General features: G+C 46.0%; 13 protein-coding genes and 2 pseudogenes. 10 read left to right on the plus strand and 5 right to left on the minus strand.

Annotated features, from left to right (window positions below; all coding sequences use genetic code 11):
* Positions 1–486: 486 nt before the first annotated feature.
* Positions 487–735 carry a hypothetical protein gene (locus tag O9H85_RS14960; protein ID WP_269882232.1) on the plus strand — a complete coding sequence of 83 codons (249 nt, stop codon included), beginning with the start codon at positions 487–489 and terminating at the stop codon, positions 733–735.
* Here O9H85_RS14960 and O9H85_RS14965 read toward each other — a convergent pair.
* Positions 730–1,437 (minus strand): HAMP domain-containing sensor histidine kinase, encoded by a 708-nt coding sequence (locus tag O9H85_RS14965; protein WP_269882233.1) that lies wholly within the window; start codon positions 1,435–1,437, stop codon positions 730–732. The two genes, O9H85_RS14960 and O9H85_RS14965, sit on opposite strands and share 6 nt — an antisense overlap.
* Positions 1,434–2,141, minus strand: coding sequence for a response regulator transcription factor (locus O9H85_RS14970; protein ID WP_269882234.1), 708 nt, complete (start codon positions 2,139–2,141; stop codon positions 1,434–1,436). Before O9H85_RS14970 ends, O9H85_RS14965 begins: the two co-directional genes overlap by 4 nt.
* Positions 2,142–2,441: 300 nt before the next feature.
* Between O9H85_RS14970 and O9H85_RS14975 the strand changes: the two are divergent.
* From O9H85_RS14975 to O9H85_RS15015, 9 genes and pseudogenes are all read left to right on the plus strand, one after another.
* Positions 2,442–2,621 (plus strand): annotated as a pseudogene (locus O9H85_RS14975) (sulfatase); the annotation flags it as partial.
* Positions 2,622–2,769: 148 nt separating this feature from the next.
* Positions 2,770–4,482, plus strand: coding sequence for a cache domain-containing sensor histidine kinase (locus tag O9H85_RS14980; protein WP_269882235.1), 1,713 nt, complete (start codon positions 2,770–2,772; stop codon positions 4,480–4,482).
* A complete protein-coding gene (locus O9H85_RS14985) occupies positions 4,463–6,100 on the plus strand; it encodes a response regulator (protein WP_269882236.1) in 1,638 nt (545 codons plus the stop codon). The genes O9H85_RS14980 and O9H85_RS14985 overlap by 20 nt, the downstream gene beginning before the upstream one ends.
* Before the next feature lie 239 nt (positions 6,101–6,339).
* Positions 6,340–7,656 carry an ABC transporter substrate-binding protein gene (locus tag O9H85_RS14990; RefSeq protein ID WP_269882237.1) on the plus strand — a complete coding sequence of 439 codons (1,317 nt, stop codon included), beginning with the start codon at positions 6,340–6,342 and terminating at the stop codon, positions 7,654–7,656.
* A 108-nt stretch (positions 7,657–7,764) separates the two neighbouring features.
* The gene (locus tag O9H85_RS14995) at positions 7,765–8,580 is read left to right on the plus strand and encodes a carbohydrate ABC transporter permease (protein WP_269882238.1); all 816 of its coding nucleotides are present in this window, start codon (positions 7,765–7,767) and stop codon (positions 8,578–8,580) included.
* Positions 8,581–8,596: 16 nt separating this feature from the next.
* Positions 8,597–9,442, plus strand: coding sequence for a carbohydrate ABC transporter permease (locus tag O9H85_RS15000; protein ID WP_269882239.1), 846 nt, complete (start codon positions 8,597–8,599; stop codon positions 9,440–9,442).
* A gap of 24 nt (positions 9,443–9,466) precedes the next feature.
* Positions 9,467–10,822: a sulfatase-like hydrolase/transferase gene (locus tag O9H85_RS15005; RefSeq protein ID WP_269882240.1), complete on the plus strand. Its 1,356-nt coding sequence runs from the start codon at positions 9,467–9,469 to the stop codon at positions 10,820–10,822.
* A 45-nt stretch (positions 10,823–10,867) separates the two neighbouring features.
* Positions 10,868–12,184, plus strand: coding sequence for an ABC transporter substrate-binding protein (locus O9H85_RS15010; protein WP_269882241.1), 1,317 nt, complete (start codon positions 10,868–10,870; stop codon positions 12,182–12,184).
* Positions 12,185–12,212: 28 nt separating this feature from the next.
* Entirely contained in the window at positions 12,213–13,703 is a 1,491-nt protein-coding gene (locus tag O9H85_RS15015; RefSeq protein WP_269882242.1) for a sulfatase-like hydrolase/transferase, read from the plus strand.
* 86 nt (positions 13,704–13,789) lie between these two features.
* On the opposite strand, the gene O9H85_RS15020 is transcribed toward O9H85_RS15015, so the two are convergent.
* The 3 genes and pseudogenes from O9H85_RS15020 to O9H85_RS15030 all read right to left on the minus strand — a co-directional run bounded on the left by O9H85_RS15020 (position 13,790) and on the right by O9H85_RS15030 (position 16,290).
* Complete coding sequence (locus O9H85_RS15020) at positions 13,790–14,656, minus strand: aldo/keto reductase (RefSeq protein WP_269882243.1); 867 nt, start codon at positions 14,654–14,656, stop codon at positions 13,790–13,792.
* Between the two features lie 53 nt (positions 14,657–14,709).
* Positions 14,710–15,168: pseudogene (locus O9H85_RS15025) on the minus strand (SDR family NAD(P)-dependent oxidoreductase); the annotation flags it as partial.
* Between the two features lie 18 nt (positions 15,169–15,186).
* Positions 15,187–16,290, minus strand: coding sequence for a P-loop NTPase (locus tag O9H85_RS15030; protein WP_269882244.1), 1,104 nt, complete (start codon positions 16,288–16,290; stop codon positions 15,187–15,189).
* Positions 16,291–16,294: the final 4 nt, after the last annotated feature.

Raw genomic sequence — 16,294 nt, forward strand, 5'->3', positions numbered from 1 at the left:
ACTTTTCAGCCAAACGACACCTATTAGAATGATCGGTTCCGTCATGAAAAATCGTCGTGACCGGATACTAAATTCATGGCAACATTCCCGCACAGCGGTTTATTTTAACGCTCGAAAGGGAGCTGCCTGAGTTCTTCGGCGGTAATGTTCTTACAATTGCCTTCTTTATCACTTGAATGAGTGTTTTATTACTGCTTTGATACCTTACACTGCTCCTGCTGTTTACGCCACCCGTACCTGGTCATTCCTCGCGGCTTGTATACCGATAGTATCACGATCACGAGCAACACAAGTAAGCCGGCCCCGGGGTGGAACAGTTCACTTGGCAGCCTGCCAAGATCTGCAGAATTCGTTTTTGTTGCAACGCCAGCTAGGGAGCTCACTAACGACATATGCAACAGCAAGACGATGGTGGAAAGGATAGTTAGCAGGAGTTTGAAAAGAACCCAATAGTGCCGGAACAAGCCCCATGGAGTGCCAAGAGACATGACAAGCCCGGTTAGTAGTGAGGCGAGAGCCAATGGTACGATGACGTACCAGCCGGTCAGCTCCATCGCGATCCAGCAGGCACGTACCGTTTGGGTATCCTGGCAGGTCTGGGTGGCGATTGCGAGAGCCAAGTATGCAATGACTGTGCCAAGCCAGCCGACAGAGGAAGTGACATGCGCGGTGAGCGCGAACTTGCGGAGTCCTGGTTTCATGGTCATGATTGCTGCGCCCCCGTATTTTCTATAGGCGGTTTCTGGCCAAAATGGCGCATAGGACCGTGCTTGCAGATAATTCAGTTTCATATTCAGATGCAATATTTTTAAAAAATCTATGCGCTTCCACTGGTTTCATATCAATGGTTTCCAGCATAAGCTCGTTCTTTGTAAACATGGAGAAAGCGTCGATCAGCTCCACCATGTGTTTTGATTTTTTGATAATCAGCTCATAATATTCCTGTTTCTCACTTTCGGTTAGATTTTTCTGTAAGGAGAGTAACTCCAAAAAACCTGTTATAGTCGTCAATGGAGTCTTCAAATCATGAGCGATGGCTGTGATCATATCAACCTGTTCCCTATGCGCCTGATAAAGTCTTTCTTCCATCTCATTGAAGTGATTATATAATTCACCGATTTCATCTTTCCTTCTTGATTGCAAAGGGGTTCGGGAGTGCCTTATATTTACCTTTGTTAATCTTAAATTAAGGATCTGAATCGGTTTAGTAATGCTGAAGTGGAAATATACGGTTAAAACAACAAACATCAAGCCCATTAAAATGCTTAAAAGCAGAAGCATTTGAAAATGAACAGGACTAAATAAATTTCCTAGCCAAATGTGCTTTTCATCTGCTACTAACGATTTAATATATAAAACAAAAAAGATGGCAATTAGGAGAAACATGAGTAGAAACATTAGCAGAAACAATAGAGGAAGTCTTGTTTTCAGCTTCATGTTAAGACGTTATCTTCAACATATTTGTATCCGATACCCCAGACGGTTTTGATGAAATCGTACTGCCTGCCAAGCTTTTTTCGGATATTCTTGATATGCACCGTAACCGTGTTTAATTCTCCGTACTCATCTCCCCAGACATTATCATAAATTTGTTCGCGGGATAGGACGTTATTAGGGTGATTTTTCAAAAAAGATAAAATCAGAAATTCTTTTGTTGATAACTCCAACTTTTGATTATTTAAAAAAGCTTCTAACGTTTTATCATTCAATACGAGCGGCGAACTTGAAGTTGGAATATCCCTTTCCTTCAAGAAACTGTTCCATTCCTGATACAAGCGGTTAACCTTTCTAAAATGTGCTTTGATCCGCGAGGTAAGCTCTTGAATGCTGAACGGTTTGGTCATATAATCGTCAGCACCTATTTCCAGCCCGATAACCTTGTCCATATCCCTATTTCGTGCGCTTAGCAACAGAATGGGGATGTTGTACTCACTTCTGATTTTCCTGCAAACTTCCAAACCGTCCATTTCCGGCATCATAATATCCAGAATGACAAAATCAATCTTGTTTTCTTTCAAAAGCGATAAAGATTCTTTCCCAGAATAAGCCGGTATCGCTTTAAATTGTTCAAATTTTAAGCTTTCTGAAATTAGCCTTACAATATCACGATCGTCATCAGCGACCAAAACCGTTTTCTCCATTTTTTCACCAGCTTTATTACTTTTTTCGTTATTTCCATTATAGTAACAAAAAATTGCTCTTATGTCGCACTTTAATAGTCAAATGGAAGCTTATCGCATTATAACCACTTATGGAGAAACCAGCATTTCAAACCTTTTACGTTTTATGTGAGTGTACTAACATAATTTCAAAATGAATAAAACACACTGGAATTGTTGGATATTTTTTTTATTACTCATTTTATTAAATAAAATATTTTGATATTCGTCTATCATTATTCCTAAATGAAATAAAGTAATGTACAATAAGATTGAGGGTTTGAATTCCGGCATGAACCGACAACGATTCATCAAAAAACTTATGTAAACGACCGATATAAAATTATAGGGTATTATAACTAGACATATAGGGAACTTTTTGATTTGCAGACAGACCCGGACGAGCTCTGGGCGGAGCTCGGGAAAGAACCGCTTGTCAATCCAAGAATATGGCATGCTTGATTGTTTGGGAATTTGTATCGCTTAAGGAATGATCCAATATTATATGTTAAACAAAATGCTCATACATAAAAGCAGCGTACAACAGAAGATGCTTGTTTCTTTTCTTTTGCTTATCGTGTTTCCCCTAGGTTTTTTCGGGTATATCTCATTGGCGATATCCAAGCAAACGATAGAAGAACAAGCAAGCGCTTCTAATCTAAAGACGCTTAGTCTCATTTCGGAGAAGCTGAACATTATGGCATCCGACGTGTCGGCGATATCCAACATTTATTTTTCCAACGACGACTTGCGCGTCATGCTTATGGGAAATTGGGGAACGGGAGCATACGAGGAAAGCGCCAAAAAACGTTTTTTAACAAAAATTATCATCAATTATAAGTATGCTTATACCTGGCTCGAATATTATACATCCATCTTCGGATTGAACGGGTTCGAGCTGCATACGTTTTACGATGGCAGCAGGATCGGTATCGACTCGTTGACAAAGGAAAGCTGGTATGAAGAAGCTGTCCGGCAAAACGGAGGGATCGTCTGGGTATCGGATCCCTCGACCAAGCTGATTCCTACGGTGGACGAAGGACATTTTGTTTCGGCGATCCGGGTGCTGAAGGATTTCGAAAGCGGCAAGCTGCTTGGATTGCTCATGATAAACGTAAACGAAAGCTTCCTATACAAACAGTACGCTTACACGGTTCAAGATTACGATCGTCTTTTCCTTGTGGACGGGAAGGGAACGATCATTTCGGCCCCCGACAAATCGTTAATTCATCAGAACATAGGCAATACCGAATATTACAAGCAAATCTTGCGCAATGATAAGGGAAATTTCATATCCAAAATCGATAATAATAGGATGCTGGTAACCTATCATACCGTCGACAAAACGGGTTGGACGATTATTGCATTCACGTCGCTCGATAAGCTTTTAAACAATATCTATAAAGTCCAGTTTTTGAATTTGGTCGTGTTCGTCATCGTGCTGCTGCTCTCCGTTATCGTATCCTATTTCATTGCCATACGTCTTTCGGTACCGGTTAAACGACTTTATAACAGTATGAAAAAAGTGGAGATGGGCGATCTAAGCGAAAGATCGGATGTCAAGGGAGAAGACGAAATCGGTGAACTGGCTCAAAAATTTAACCGCATGGTGGCAAGAATCGAGGAATTGAGGGATCGGGTGTTATTGGAGCAAGAGATGAAGCGAAGATCCGAGCTGCAATCTTTGCAATCGCAAATCAACACTCATTTTCTTTACAATACGCTGGCATCTATCCGATATATGCTCTTAACGGAATCCGTGGAAAAGGTCGATTCCATCATTATTGCGCTTGTCAAATTGCTGAAAAAGACATTGACGGATGAAAGCGAGTACATCCCGATTGGTGAGGAAATTGAGAATTTGAAAAATTACGTTTACATTCAAACGGTTCGTCAGAACGGCAAGCTGCATGTTGCATTCGATATCGACGACCGAATTCTTCATTACAAAACGTTAAAGCTTTTGTTTCAACCGATTGTGGAAAATGCCATTTTTCACGGAGTTGAACCGAAGGAGGGTTCCGGCTCCGTGATTGTGAAAGGCTGGATGGAGGAAGGCGAAATCTGGTTTCGGATTACGGACGACGGCATCGGTATTGAAGGGGACGACGGTTCCGAAGAAGGGGAGATTACGTCTTCTGTTCTGGGATTTGTCAACGGTCTCGGTTTACGCAATGTGGTTCACCGGATTTCCCTGCATTTCGGCGATCCTTACTGCGTCAAAATATATCGCCCCAAGCTCGGAGGTACAACCGTTCTCTTAAGGCTGCCGGTATTTATGAAAGCGGAGGAGTTGAAGCGGAATGAACATCTTAGTCGTTGAAGATGAAGAGCAAATCCGGAGATGGTTTGACCTTCTGATCCGCAAGACTAATGTCGATATGAGCATAGCGGGTGTTTGTGGAAATGGGCGGGAAGCGCTCGAAATATGCCGAAACCAACCCGTAGAGCTGGTCATTACCGACATCAAAATGCCAGTGATGGACGGACTCGAATTAATCAAACGACTGAAAACGGAATTTCCTTCTGTTCGGACTTTGATTTTAAGCTCTTACGGTGAGTTTCATTTTGCATCCGAAGCGCTGAAGCTGGGGGCAAGCGATTATATATTGAAGGCGGAAGTGACCGTGGAAGGACTGCGTGAAACACTCCAGAAGGTCAAGTCCGAAATTGAACTGGAACGTAAGCGCAATCAGGAAATGTATTTGTTAAAAAGCGCTTTAAATGAGAACCAATATGCACTGAGATCCATTTATTTTTCCGATTTGTTAAAAGGGCTTCCTTCAGCGGTTCAAGAATTTGAAAATAAAATGAATACGCTTCGCGTTCCCCTGAAGAAAGAGCATCTCACGATCATGATCGTGAGTATCGACGATTATCGAAATGCGCTGCAAACGTCCAAAATTCGAACAAAAGAGCTGCTGGATATGGCGGTCATCAATATCATTGACGAAACTTTGCAAAATGAAGCTGGCAACGGATGCGGCTTTCTCTACGATCGGAACCTTTACGTCGTTCTGGTCAATACGTACCGGATTGGTGACAAATCCGTTCGGGAATCTACGCTGCAATATGCTCATCGGATATCCAACCATTTGAACGATTTTCTCGGGGTTTCCGCTTCCATCGGCATCAGCCTTCCGTACAACGACCTATCGATGTTCGGCAAGCAATACGAGGAAGCGTATGAAGCGCTCAGCCAGAAGCAATTTTTCGGAAGACGCAGTATCGTCTGGTTTCAGGATGTCCACAATATGTATCTTAAAGTTAACGACATGGACCTTCACTCCATACTTTCCGGGCTTTCGCATTATCTCGAGCGGGGTGACTTCCGCCATGTGGAGATGTCGGTTTTGAACATTATAGATGAAATTGAAAAACATATGCATGTATCCGAGAAGGATGTCAAGACGCTGTCTTTGGAAATTGTGTTTTTGCTTCTTCAAAAAATTCGGGAATTGCAAGCGGGCATTAACGATGTCAAAGGGGTATTAGACGCCGGCCTTCCCCACGAGGAAGTGATGCAGCTAACCTCATTTTGGGAAGTAAAAAGCTGGTTGACGGGGAAAGTCTGTCAGTTGCTGGAGGCGATCGCCGCTTTGCGCCCGCTTTATAGCGAACCGATTCGAAAAGCTTGCGAGTTTATGTGCACCGCTTATGCCGAAGATATCTCGCTTCAGCAGGTTGCCGATCTGGTTCATCTTAATAAAACGTACTTGAGCGAGCTTTTCAAAAAAGAAACGGGTGTAAGCTTCAACGATTATTTGACGAAGGTCCGGATCGACAAATCCAAGGAGTTGATTTTGTCCGGAGGCAAGATAAGCACCTTGGCCGAACAAGTCGGTTACCCGAACGGCAGCTACTTTACGAAAGTGTTCAAAAAAGTGATGGGGATGACGCCAATGGATTTTAAACAAGCAGGCGGCGGTACACAAAACTGATTATTGGTTAAAGCATTGACAATGTAAAAACAGGTTGAAAACAAACTTCCCTCTTCCCCAATTCCAAAGCTCTCCGCATAATTCGACTGATTTCCCCAATTTTGCACATAAGTCATCATTTTACGAAAAAATGAACAATTCTCCCGAATATTCGGAAAAATGGGGGAGAATGTTTCTCTTATAATTAAAAATGTCAGCTATATTCCCGTTGTGGCTATCATGATTAAGGGTGTTGTGAAATGAGCATATGGAAAAAAATAGCAACAGGCATGACAGTAGCAAGCCTGGCGTCCACTATGGCAGCGTGCAGCTTGGGCGGATTGCTTCCGGCAAAGGATTCCGGAACGGGAACAACATCTGTAGAAATTACGTTTGCCAATTGGATTTCCGCCGAGGACGCGACGAAGGAGGTTTACTCCGAATTAATTGCCGATTTTGAACAAAAGCATCCGAACATTAAGGTTAAACCGTTTGGCGTTCCATTCAACCGCTTTAAGAATGAAGTTCTGGCCAATTCGACCGGGGGAAATCCTCCCGATGTAATCATCGCCAATCAGAACTTTTCCGCAGCATTTGTCGGATCTAAGATGGCTGAGCCCCTCGAAGGCTTGCTTGGCCCGGATATTATAAACGATATTGTCGACCGGAGCAAAGCGGGGGTGACGTACGCCGGGAAAGTGATGGCCATGCCGTTGTCTCCTCATCCATACGCGTTGTTTTGGAATAAAACGTTATTCAAGAAGGCCGGCTTGGATCCGGAAAAGCCGCCGAAAACTTGGGATGAAATGATCGCTATGGCCAAACAAATCGCTGCTCTCGGCAAAGACGATAAAGGCAATTCGATCTATGGCATCGGCGAAAGCTCTGCAACGGATTTATTTACCGGTAATATGCTGCTTAGAACCGCATTATCTTATGGAGCCAATTTTGTCGACGACAAGGGCAATGTCGTTTATGACCAGGGAACGGGCTTAAAAGATTCATTGGCTTATATGAAGGATATGATCAATAACAGGGTATCTCCGAAAGGAGCAGATGCCAAGGACCTCCGCGGCATGTTCGCAAACGGGACTTTGGGAATGGTCGTAGACGACGAGTTCGGCCGAACCGTTTTCCGAACGACCAGCGGTAAAGGGGCATCGTTTGACCGGGAATGGGGCGTAACGCTAATGCCCATCGGCAAAACGGGACGAAGCGAAACGGTGTTTACCGAGCATCAGCTTATCATTTCACACGAAAGCAAACATAAAGAAGCCGCCGCGGGATTTGTCAAATACCTGGTTTCCAAGGACGCGATGCTTATTTATCATCAAACGAACGGAATGATGTCAGCGCGTAAATCCATTGCGACTTTGCCGGAGATGAACGAGGACGATTACGCAAAAGTGTTTAACGAACAAATGAAAACGGCATCCTTGCTCCCTGCGGCAAATCCGAAATTTGAAAACGCCATGAAGGAGTCTGCGGATATGATCGTTCTTATCACCGATGGCGGTAAGAGTCCGGAAGAAACGATCGCAACGGTAATGCCCAAAATTAAAGAAATGTATAAATAACATTTAAAAAGTTAAACGGATGGAGTGAGCATTTTGCCAACCAGGCTGACACGTCAACAACGCAATGTAATTTTTGCAGTTCTTTTGCTGTTACCGGCTATTTGCCTTATGTCCTTAACGATCATCAGTCCGCTGTTTAAATCGATTTACATGAGCTTTACCGATTACTCGCTGATGTCCGCCACGTACAAGTGGAACAACCTGGACAATTACATCACCATTCTGAAATCGCCGGATTTTTATCATTCTTTGAGAATCACTTTGCTTTATGTCGTCAATGCGGTTCTCATCGATCTGCTGATCGGCTTGAGCTTGGCTTTGATATTGAACCGAAGCATCAAATTCCGGGGCTTCTTTCGAAGCATCGTGATGATTCCCTGGGCGATCCCGACCATTGTTACAGCGCTTATTTTTATGTGGATTTACCAGCCCGATTACGGGGTATTGAACTATGCGCTCAATCATTTGGGGATTGTTCATGAAAAAATCAATTGGCTGCACAGTATCAATTGGGCGCTCTTCGCCATTGTCGTTGTGGCCGTCTTCCGGCAAACGCCGCTCGTCTCCGTCATGCTGTTGGCGGGTTTGCAAAATATTCCGGGGAGCTTATACGAAGCGGCCAAGATCGACGGAGCCAGCGGATGGCGCATGTTCACTAACGTGACGCTCCCGCTCTTGAAGCCGGTCATTACGAGTGTATCGCTCATTATGGTCGTCAACAACTTTCAGATGTTTACCTTATTTTTTACGCTAACCGGCGGGGGGCCGGCCAATGCGACTTCATCGCTTGCCATCCTGACCTATGAAACGGCATTTTCAAAGTATGAACTGGGTAAGGGCTCTGCGATCGGTGTCATTTGGCTTGTGCTTCTGTTCAGCTTCTCCATAATCTATACCCGTATCATGAATAGAAACACGGATTAATAGGAGGTGATATCAGATGAGTCTTTTTAAACAGGTTTTTATTAAAAAAGAGGGGCTAACCTATGTCTTGCTTTTTGCGCTTCTGTTCTTTTTCATGTTTCCCGTTTACTGGATTATCGTCACATCGCTGCACACCAACAGCGAATTGATGCAGCTGCCCCCGAAATGGTGGCCCGTCCATATTTCGTTGGCCAGCTATATCAGCATATTGAGTTCTTCTGTTTTTCTTACCTTTTATAAAAATACGTTGTTCGTTGCCCTTGGAGCTACCGTATTGTGCATTTTCGTCTCCATATTTGCAGGGTATGCATTGTCGCGGTTTCGTTTCAAGGGCAGCAATCTGATTACGTTAGTATTTTTGTCTGCACAAATGTTTCCGACGGTAACGTTAGTCATCGGTTTATACTCGCAATATCGAGCTCTCCATTTGCTCAATACGTTGTATGTGCTGATTCTGGCTACGACGACGACAGCCCTGCCGTTCAGCATTATGCTGATGAGGACGTTTTTTAACGGCATTTCGCGGGAGTTGGAGGAGGCAGCGGAGATAGACGGCGCCTCGCGTTTTAAAACGCTGTTTTCGATCATTGTCCCGCTGTCCAAGCCTGGCATTATGGCGATCGCCATTTATACATTTCTTATCGCTTGGGACGATTTCCTGTTCGGCCTAACGTTGGTCAGCGATATAAGCAAAAGAACGCTCAGTCCCGGCTTGTCTCTCACCTATTTAGGCGAGTTTTCGTACAACTGGTCGGGAGCTACCGCTGCCGCTGCAACTGCGACTTTTCCGCTTTTGATTGCGTTTATGTTCCTGCAGCGATATATGGTGGAGGGTTTGACGGCCGGAGGGGTGAAGGAATAATATTCGAGATAAGGAGGAAATAAGATGGAAAAAGATCATCAAAAGCGCCCCAACGTTATTGTTTTTTTCACGGATCAGCAGCGTTGGGATACGTCGGGTTTGCACGGGAATCCGCTGCGGTTGATGCCAAATTTTGATCGAATGGCATTGCAGGGAACTCATCTCACTCATTCATTTACATGCCAACCGGTCTGTGGTCCGGCGCGATCCTGTTTGCAAACCGGTAAATACGCCACAACTACAGGCTGTTTCGTCAACGGCATCCATTTGCCGGAACAGTCGAAGACGTTGGCGCATTATTTCCGGGAGGCGGGTTATCAAACGGGATATATCGGCAAATGGCATCTTGCGAAAGAAGAACCGGTAACTGAACCGCGCCGCGGAGGATATGAATATTGGCTGGCCTCCGACGTTCTGGAGTTTACGTCCGATGCTTACAATACTGTGATGTACAATAATGAAAACGAGCCGGTCAAGCTTCCCGGTTACAGAGTCGACGCGATTACGGATGCCGCGATCCGTTATATCGACGGTCATCAAGAGGAACCGTTTTATTTGTTCCTTTCGTATCTCGAACCACATCATCAAAACCACCTTGATGACTACCCGGCGCCGGATGGATACCGGGAGATGTATACGGGCGCATGGCTTCCGCCGGATTTGGCGGCGATGGGGGGATCGGCCCATCAGCATATCGCCGGATATTATGGGATGGTAAAACGGTTGGATGAAGCGCTCGGGCGGCTGCTGGATAGCTTAAAGTCGCTTCATCTGGATTCGAATACGATTGTGCTCTTTACTTCTGATCACGGATGCCATTTCAAAACGCGAAACGCCGAATATAAGCGCTCCGTACACGACGCCTCCCTTCGAGTGCCTACCGCCATTACGGGGCCGGGCTTTTTCGGAGGACGCCAGCTTAAAGAGCTGGTCAGCCTGATCGATTTGCCGCCTACGCTGTTGGAGGCGGCCGGCATACCTGTACCCGCGGATATGCAGGGACGATCGGTCTTACAGCTGCTGCAAGGTGAGACGGTTTCATGGCCGGAGGAAGTGTTTGTACAAATCAGCGAGTCGGAGGTAGGCCGCGCCGTGCGCACCCGCCGATGGAAGTATGGGGTAACCGCTCCGGAAAAGAATCCATTTCTTGACGCAGGCTCCAGCAGTTATGAGGAGACCTACTTATATGATCTGCAAGCGGATCCTTATGAGCTTACTAATTTAATCGGACTGGAGTCACATCGTGTTGTTGCGGATGTGATGAAGGAACGGCTTAGAATCCGGATGAAGGAAGCGGGAGAAGCGGTGCCGAATATTATTTCTGCCCCAGCGAGGCCAGGCGGTCAACGCCGCGTGACCCAACAGGAAGAGTTGGCTTAAATTCAATAATAATAGCAATTTTAAATGAATTTGGGGGAAAAATATATGAAAATGACAAAAAAACCGTTTATGTTGGCAGCTTTTGCAGCATTAGTCACGACGCTTGCCGCATGTTCCGGAGGAACCGGAACAAATACCGCGTCCAGCAGTGCAAAAGGTTCGGGCGTGGTTGAAATCACATTTACTAACTGGCTTTCGGTAGAGGATGCGACCAAAAATATATTTACGAATCTCGTGACCGAATTCGAAAAGGAAAATCCCAATATTAAGATCAAATCCGTCGGCATTCCGTTCAATCAATTTAAAGACCAGGTGCTAGTTATGTCGATGGGAGGTAATGCCCCCGACGTTATGCAGTCCAATCAGAATTACACTTCGGCTTTTGCAGGCGCCGGGATTGCCGAGCCGCTCGATTCCCTGCTGGGTCCAGATATTGTGGGCGACATCATAGAGGGAAGCAAACAAGGCGTTACATACAACGGCAAGCTGATGGCGATGCCTTGGACCCCGCATCCGAATTCCTTCTTCTGGAACAAAACTTTGTTTAAAAAAGCCGGTTTGGACCCCGAGCAGCCGCCGAAAACGTATGCGGAGATGCTGGAAATGGCAAAAAAAATCACCGCTCTTAAGACGGATGAACAGGGCAAGCCGATCTATGGTTTGGGCTTAAGTTCTTCTTCGAGCTCCAATACGGGAAACTTTTTGCTTAGCCATGTCATGTCTTTCGGCGGCAAATTTGTCGATGATAAAGGTGCTGTTGTGTTCGATCAAGGCTCCGCGCTTAAAGATACGCTCGATATGTACCGGACGCTGATTTCCAGCAATGTATCTCCAAAGGGCGGGGATATCAAAGACTTGCGGGCGCTGTTCGGAAACGGAACTTTGGGGATGACGATCGACGGGGACTTTGCCAGAAACATATTCCGGGATGCCAGCGGCAAAGGCGAAGCGTTCGACAAAGAATGGGGCGTCACTGTAATTCCCGTTAATAAGACAGGAAAAAGTGAAACCATATTTACGGAGCACCAATTGCTGATTTCCAAAGATTCAAAGCAAAAAGAAGCTGCGGCAACATTCGTAAAGTGGCTTGTTTCTAAAGATGCAATGACCATGTATCACAAATCCAACGGTGTTTTGTCCGCCCGGAAATCGATTGCAGCTTTGCCTGAAATGAACGAAGATCAATACGCAAAGACTTTTAACGAACAAATGAAAACGGCTTCCGCACTGCCGACTGCAAATCCGAAGTTCGATAATGCCATGAAAGAATCGACCTCTATGATACAATTGGTTACCGACGGCAATGGTGTAGATGATGTGATCAGCAAGGTCATGCCGAAAATCAAAGATATGTATAAGTAAGGGTGTTAGAAGTGAAAGGAGTCGCAGGATGAGTGTTCCGAACATTGTACTTATAACAACCGATCAAATGCGGGCCGACCTGATGGGCTGTGCCGGGAATCCGATTATTCAAACGCCTCACTTGGATTTTCTGGCGAAGAGAGGGGGCCGATTTACCCAAGCCATTTCGACGCAGCCCGTGTGCATTCCGGCACGCGCAACAATCATGACTGGCTTGGAAGGCCACAGCTTGGGGATTACAACTTATAAAGAAGGATTTGAAATTCCGGTTGAAGACACACTTCCCCGGTTGTTAAATCAAGCGGGTTACCAAACGAAGGCCGTCGGCAAAATGCACGTATATCCGGAAAGATGCCATTACGGCTTTGAAAGCATGCTTATTTGCGAAGAAGGTCGAATCATTGGTCAGGCGAATAACGAAAACAAAGGATTGGACGATTATGAGCAATGGTTGGCCGAGCAAGGGTATCCGGGACAAGCATTCGGACACGGTTTGGCCAATAATGAGTATGCCGTTACTCCCTGGCATTTGCCCGACCGCTTGCATCCTACGGAATGGATAGGGCTGGAAACCTGCAAAGCGATCAAAAACAGGGATTGGACAAGGCCGTTGTTCCTGTGGTCTTCTTTTACAGCGCCGCATCCCCCCTTAGCCCCGCTTTTGAACGACTTGTATTTGTACGATCGGGACAGCATGCCAAAACCGGTCAAAGGAGACTGGGTGGGCAATCATCCATTGTTTCATCAATATAATTTGGCTCAATGGTTTGGCGATCAAACGACCGAAAAACAAACCGATCTCGCTTATCGGGCATTCTACGCTTTAATTACTCAGGTAGACCGCCAAATTAACCGCATTATCGGTACCTTGAGGGAAGAAGGTATGCTGGATAACACGTGGTTTATATTTGCTTCGGACCACGGCGATTGCATGGGAGATCATCAACTATGGTCCAAGTCCAACTTTTTGCGGGGAGCTTGCAACATTCCGCTTATCATCACACCACCGCCGAGAGGAAACCTGGATCGGGCCGTTGCCGAAAATTGGGTGCCGGGAATTACCAGCCACTCCGTGGTTGGGCTTCAGGACATTATGCCGACCTGCCTTGAAATTGCCGGGGTAGCGGCACCAAATGGTCTTGATGGCAAGAGCCTGCTCCCGTTGCTGAAGGAACCTTCGGCAAAAGTGCGCGACGCCATACTTGGCGAATTTGGTCCAATCGGAAAACGTTCATTTATGCTCTCAGATGGATGCTGGAAATATATTTGGTATGAGGAAGACGACGCGCAGCTGTTGTTCCATGTAGCTGATGATCCTGATGAAATTTCTGATCTTTCCACAAAACTTCCGGCAAAAGCTCAAGTCTGGAGGAAAAAATTAGCTGACAAATTGCAGGGCAGAATAAACGACAGGGCAATTGACGGAGACATTTTGAGGCCCGTCTCGCCCGACAGAATGTTGTCCGAACTGGAGAGGGCACGAATGGTTACGGATCATAATGCTCGCGGTTTGCACTAAAGAAACATGGGAAAAGATTGATGGACAGATCTGGACAACACTTAAAAAAAGCCCGCCAACCCAATCGGATGGCGGGCTTTTCGTGCTTATTTCAAATTGGAAAGCGTCTTGAAATCCTCCTCGCTGAGCGTTATCCCTGCACCCGCGATATTTTCTTCCAGATGTGCCACCTTCGATGTACCTGGAATTGGGAGCATGACCGGCGAGCGCTTCAGAAGCCAAGCAAGCGCGATTTGCGAGGGTTTGGCATTCAAACGCTTCGCAATCTCATCAAGCGGACTGCCTTCGCGTGCCAGCTCACCGGTTGCGAGCGGAAACCAGGGGATGAAGGCGATACCGTTTGCTTCCGTATACTGTAGTACCGGCTCGGCGTCACGTTTAATGAGGTTATACAAATTTTGTACGGATACGATTTTCACAATTTTTTCGGCTGACTTCAACTGGTCGACCGAAACCTCGCTTAGACCAATGTGACGAATCTTTCCTTCCTGTTGCAGTAAAGCCAGCTCTCCAAGCTGCTCGGCCAGCGGTACCTTCGGATCGATGCGGTGCAACTGCAAAAGATCAATACGCTCTAAGCCGAGGTGACGAAGGCTCAGTTCCACCTGTTGACGAAGATACTCAGGGCGGCCTACAGGTCTCCAATCATTCGGGCCGGAGCGAGTAACCCCCACCTTGGTCGCGATAATCAAATCATCCGCATAAGGGTGCAGTGCTTTTTTGATCAGCTGTTCCGAGACAAAAGGTCCGTAGGAGTCTGCCGTGTCAATGAAATTAACGCCGAGCTCGACGGCTCGTTGCAATACACGCAAAGCCTCAGCTGGGTCCTTTGGATCACCCCAGATACCAGGACCGGTTAATTGCATAGCACCGAACCCGAGACGATTAACCGTGAGATCCCCGCCAATGGTCATTTTACCCGACATTTCGGCCGTAACCGTTGAGTTTGACAAGTGTGATTACCTCCTTTAGATAATGTGACCTAAAATAGGTCGCCATGTTACGTTTACATAGGGTTCGTAGTCAAGATTCCCGCCGTTTTCAGAACGACACGGGAAGGCAGCTTTAGTCCTGCCAAAATCAATTCCGCAACATCCTCCGGCTGCATCATCCGGTCTTCGGGCCCAACCGGCAATCCGGTTTTGACGGCCAAATCCGTGTTTACCGTGCTGGGAGCCAAAGCGGTCACCCGGATATTGGATTTGCGGACCTCGTGGAACAACGATTCCGTTAATCCTATCAAGGCGAACTTGGAGGCGCAGTAGGCCGACCCTGTTGCGAATCCTCTCTCGCCGGCGCTCGAAGATACATTCATAATATCCCCTTGTTTGCGTTCCATCATGGAGGGCAAAACGGCACGGGTCACATAATAAGTACCCATCAGATTGACCTGAATGATGCGCTGCCACTCGGCAGGATCCATATCAAGCAGCGTGCCGAAGGTTGCGGTCCCTGCATTGCTCACTCCCTATAGTTTGTCTTGTTATTCCAAATTGGCGTGTTGCCGTACATGGTGCGAGAGTCTTGTCCCTGTTGCTCCATCTTTGTTGACAAGCTCTTCAGCAAGAAGTGAAAAGACCTCCCCAATGAGAGAATCTTCACAATAAACAGATGAACCGGTATTTTCCTCTGGCTGTGCAAAAGGAATTTTGGCGATTACCTCGGTTTGCAGCTGCAAAGCAAGCGTTTCACCGCCGCCTCTTCCAAAAAGGTAATTCTTCTCTCCAGCTTTGTTTTCATAATAAGACATATTTTCCACTATGCCTAAAATTTCATGTTTGGTATGCATCGCCATGGCACCTGCTCTTGAAGCGACAAAAGAAGCTACATTATGAGGAGTGGTCACAATGATTTCTTTTGCTTGAGGAATCATGGCAGCTACATCAATCGCGACATCACCCGTGCCGGGAGGTAAATCAAGAAGAAGGTAATCTAATTCTCCCCAGTGGGTATTCACGAGAAAATTCCGGATCCATTTGTTGAGCATAGGCCCGCGCCACATCACTACATTGTTATCCGGTGCAAAAAATCCCATTGACATGACTTTAATACCGTGACTAACGGGAGGGATAGCCGTCTGGTCAATCATTGTCGGCTTCTGCCTGATTTGCATCATGGCAGGGATACTGAAGCCGTATATATCAGCATCCAGTATGCCTACTTTTTTTCCTAATCGCGCCAATGCGGCTGCGAGGTTAATCGTTACAGTCGATTTTCCGACACCTCCTTTTCCGCTAGTTACAGCGATAAACGTTACACCCGAATCCGGGCGTAACATTTTGGGCATTCCTGCTTTTGTAGTAGCCTCTTTTTTTAGCGACTGTGTTAAGGCGGCGCGCTCTTCATTCGTCATAGAACTGAATGATAAGGAGATGTCTGAAGCACCGATGCTTCGAAGAGATTCTTCTATATCTTGCTCAATTTTAGCTTTCAAAGGGCAGCCTTGGATAGTTAATACAACTTCCAGCCCAATACGAGCACCATCGATTTTGATATTTCTAACCATATTTAAATCAACAATGCTTCTATGGAGCTCAGGATCTTCTACATGCCTAAGGGCTTCCAAAGCTTTTTCGTTCGTCAGCATACGA

Source organism: Paenibacillus gyeongsangnamensis (assembly GCF_027533625.1).
GTDB lineage: Bacteria > Bacillota > Bacilli > Paenibacillales > NBRC-103111 > Paenibacillus_G > Paenibacillus_G gyeongsangnamensis.

Excerpts from the sequence above, each read along its gene's own strand:
- O9H85_RS14960 (WP_269882232.1), top strand. The coding sequence starts at position 487 with ATGACAAGCCCGGTTAGTAGTGAGGCGAGAGCCAATGGTACGATGACG.
- O9H85_RS14965 (WP_269882233.1), bottom strand. The coding sequence starts at position 1,437 with ATGAAGCTGAAAACAAGACTTCCTCTATTGTTTCTGCTAATGTTTCTA.
- O9H85_RS14970 (WP_269882234.1), bottom strand. The coding sequence starts at position 2,141 with ATGGAGAAAACGGTTTTGGTCGCTGATGACGATCGTGATATTGTAAGG.
- O9H85_RS14985 (WP_269882236.1), top strand. The coding sequence starts at position 4,463 with ATGAACATCTTAGTCGTTGAAGATGAAGAGCAAATCCGGAGATGGTTT.
- O9H85_RS14990 (WP_269882237.1), top strand. The coding sequence starts at position 6,340 with ATGAGCATATGGAAAAAAATAGCAACAGGCATGACAGTAGCAAGCCTG.
- O9H85_RS14995 (WP_269882238.1), top strand. The coding sequence starts at position 7,765 with ATGTCCTTAACGATCATCAGTCCGCTGTTTAAATCGATTTACATGAGC.
- O9H85_RS15000 (WP_269882239.1), top strand. The coding sequence starts at position 8,597 with ATGAGTCTTTTTAAACAGGTTTTTATTAAAAAAGAGGGGCTAACCTAT.
- O9H85_RS15005 (WP_269882240.1), top strand. The coding sequence starts at position 9,467 with ATGGAAAAAGATCATCAAAAGCGCCCCAACGTTATTGTTTTTTTCACG.
- O9H85_RS15010 (WP_269882241.1), top strand. The coding sequence starts at position 10,868 with ATGAAAATGACAAAAAAACCGTTTATGTTGGCAGCTTTTGCAGCATTA.
- O9H85_RS15015 (WP_269882242.1), top strand. The coding sequence starts at position 12,213 with ATGAGTGTTCCGAACATTGTACTTATAACAACCGATCAAATGCGGGCC.
- O9H85_RS15030 (WP_269882244.1), bottom strand. The coding sequence starts at position 16,290 with ATGCTGACGAACGAAAAAGCTTTGGAAGCCCTTAGGCATGTAGAAGAT.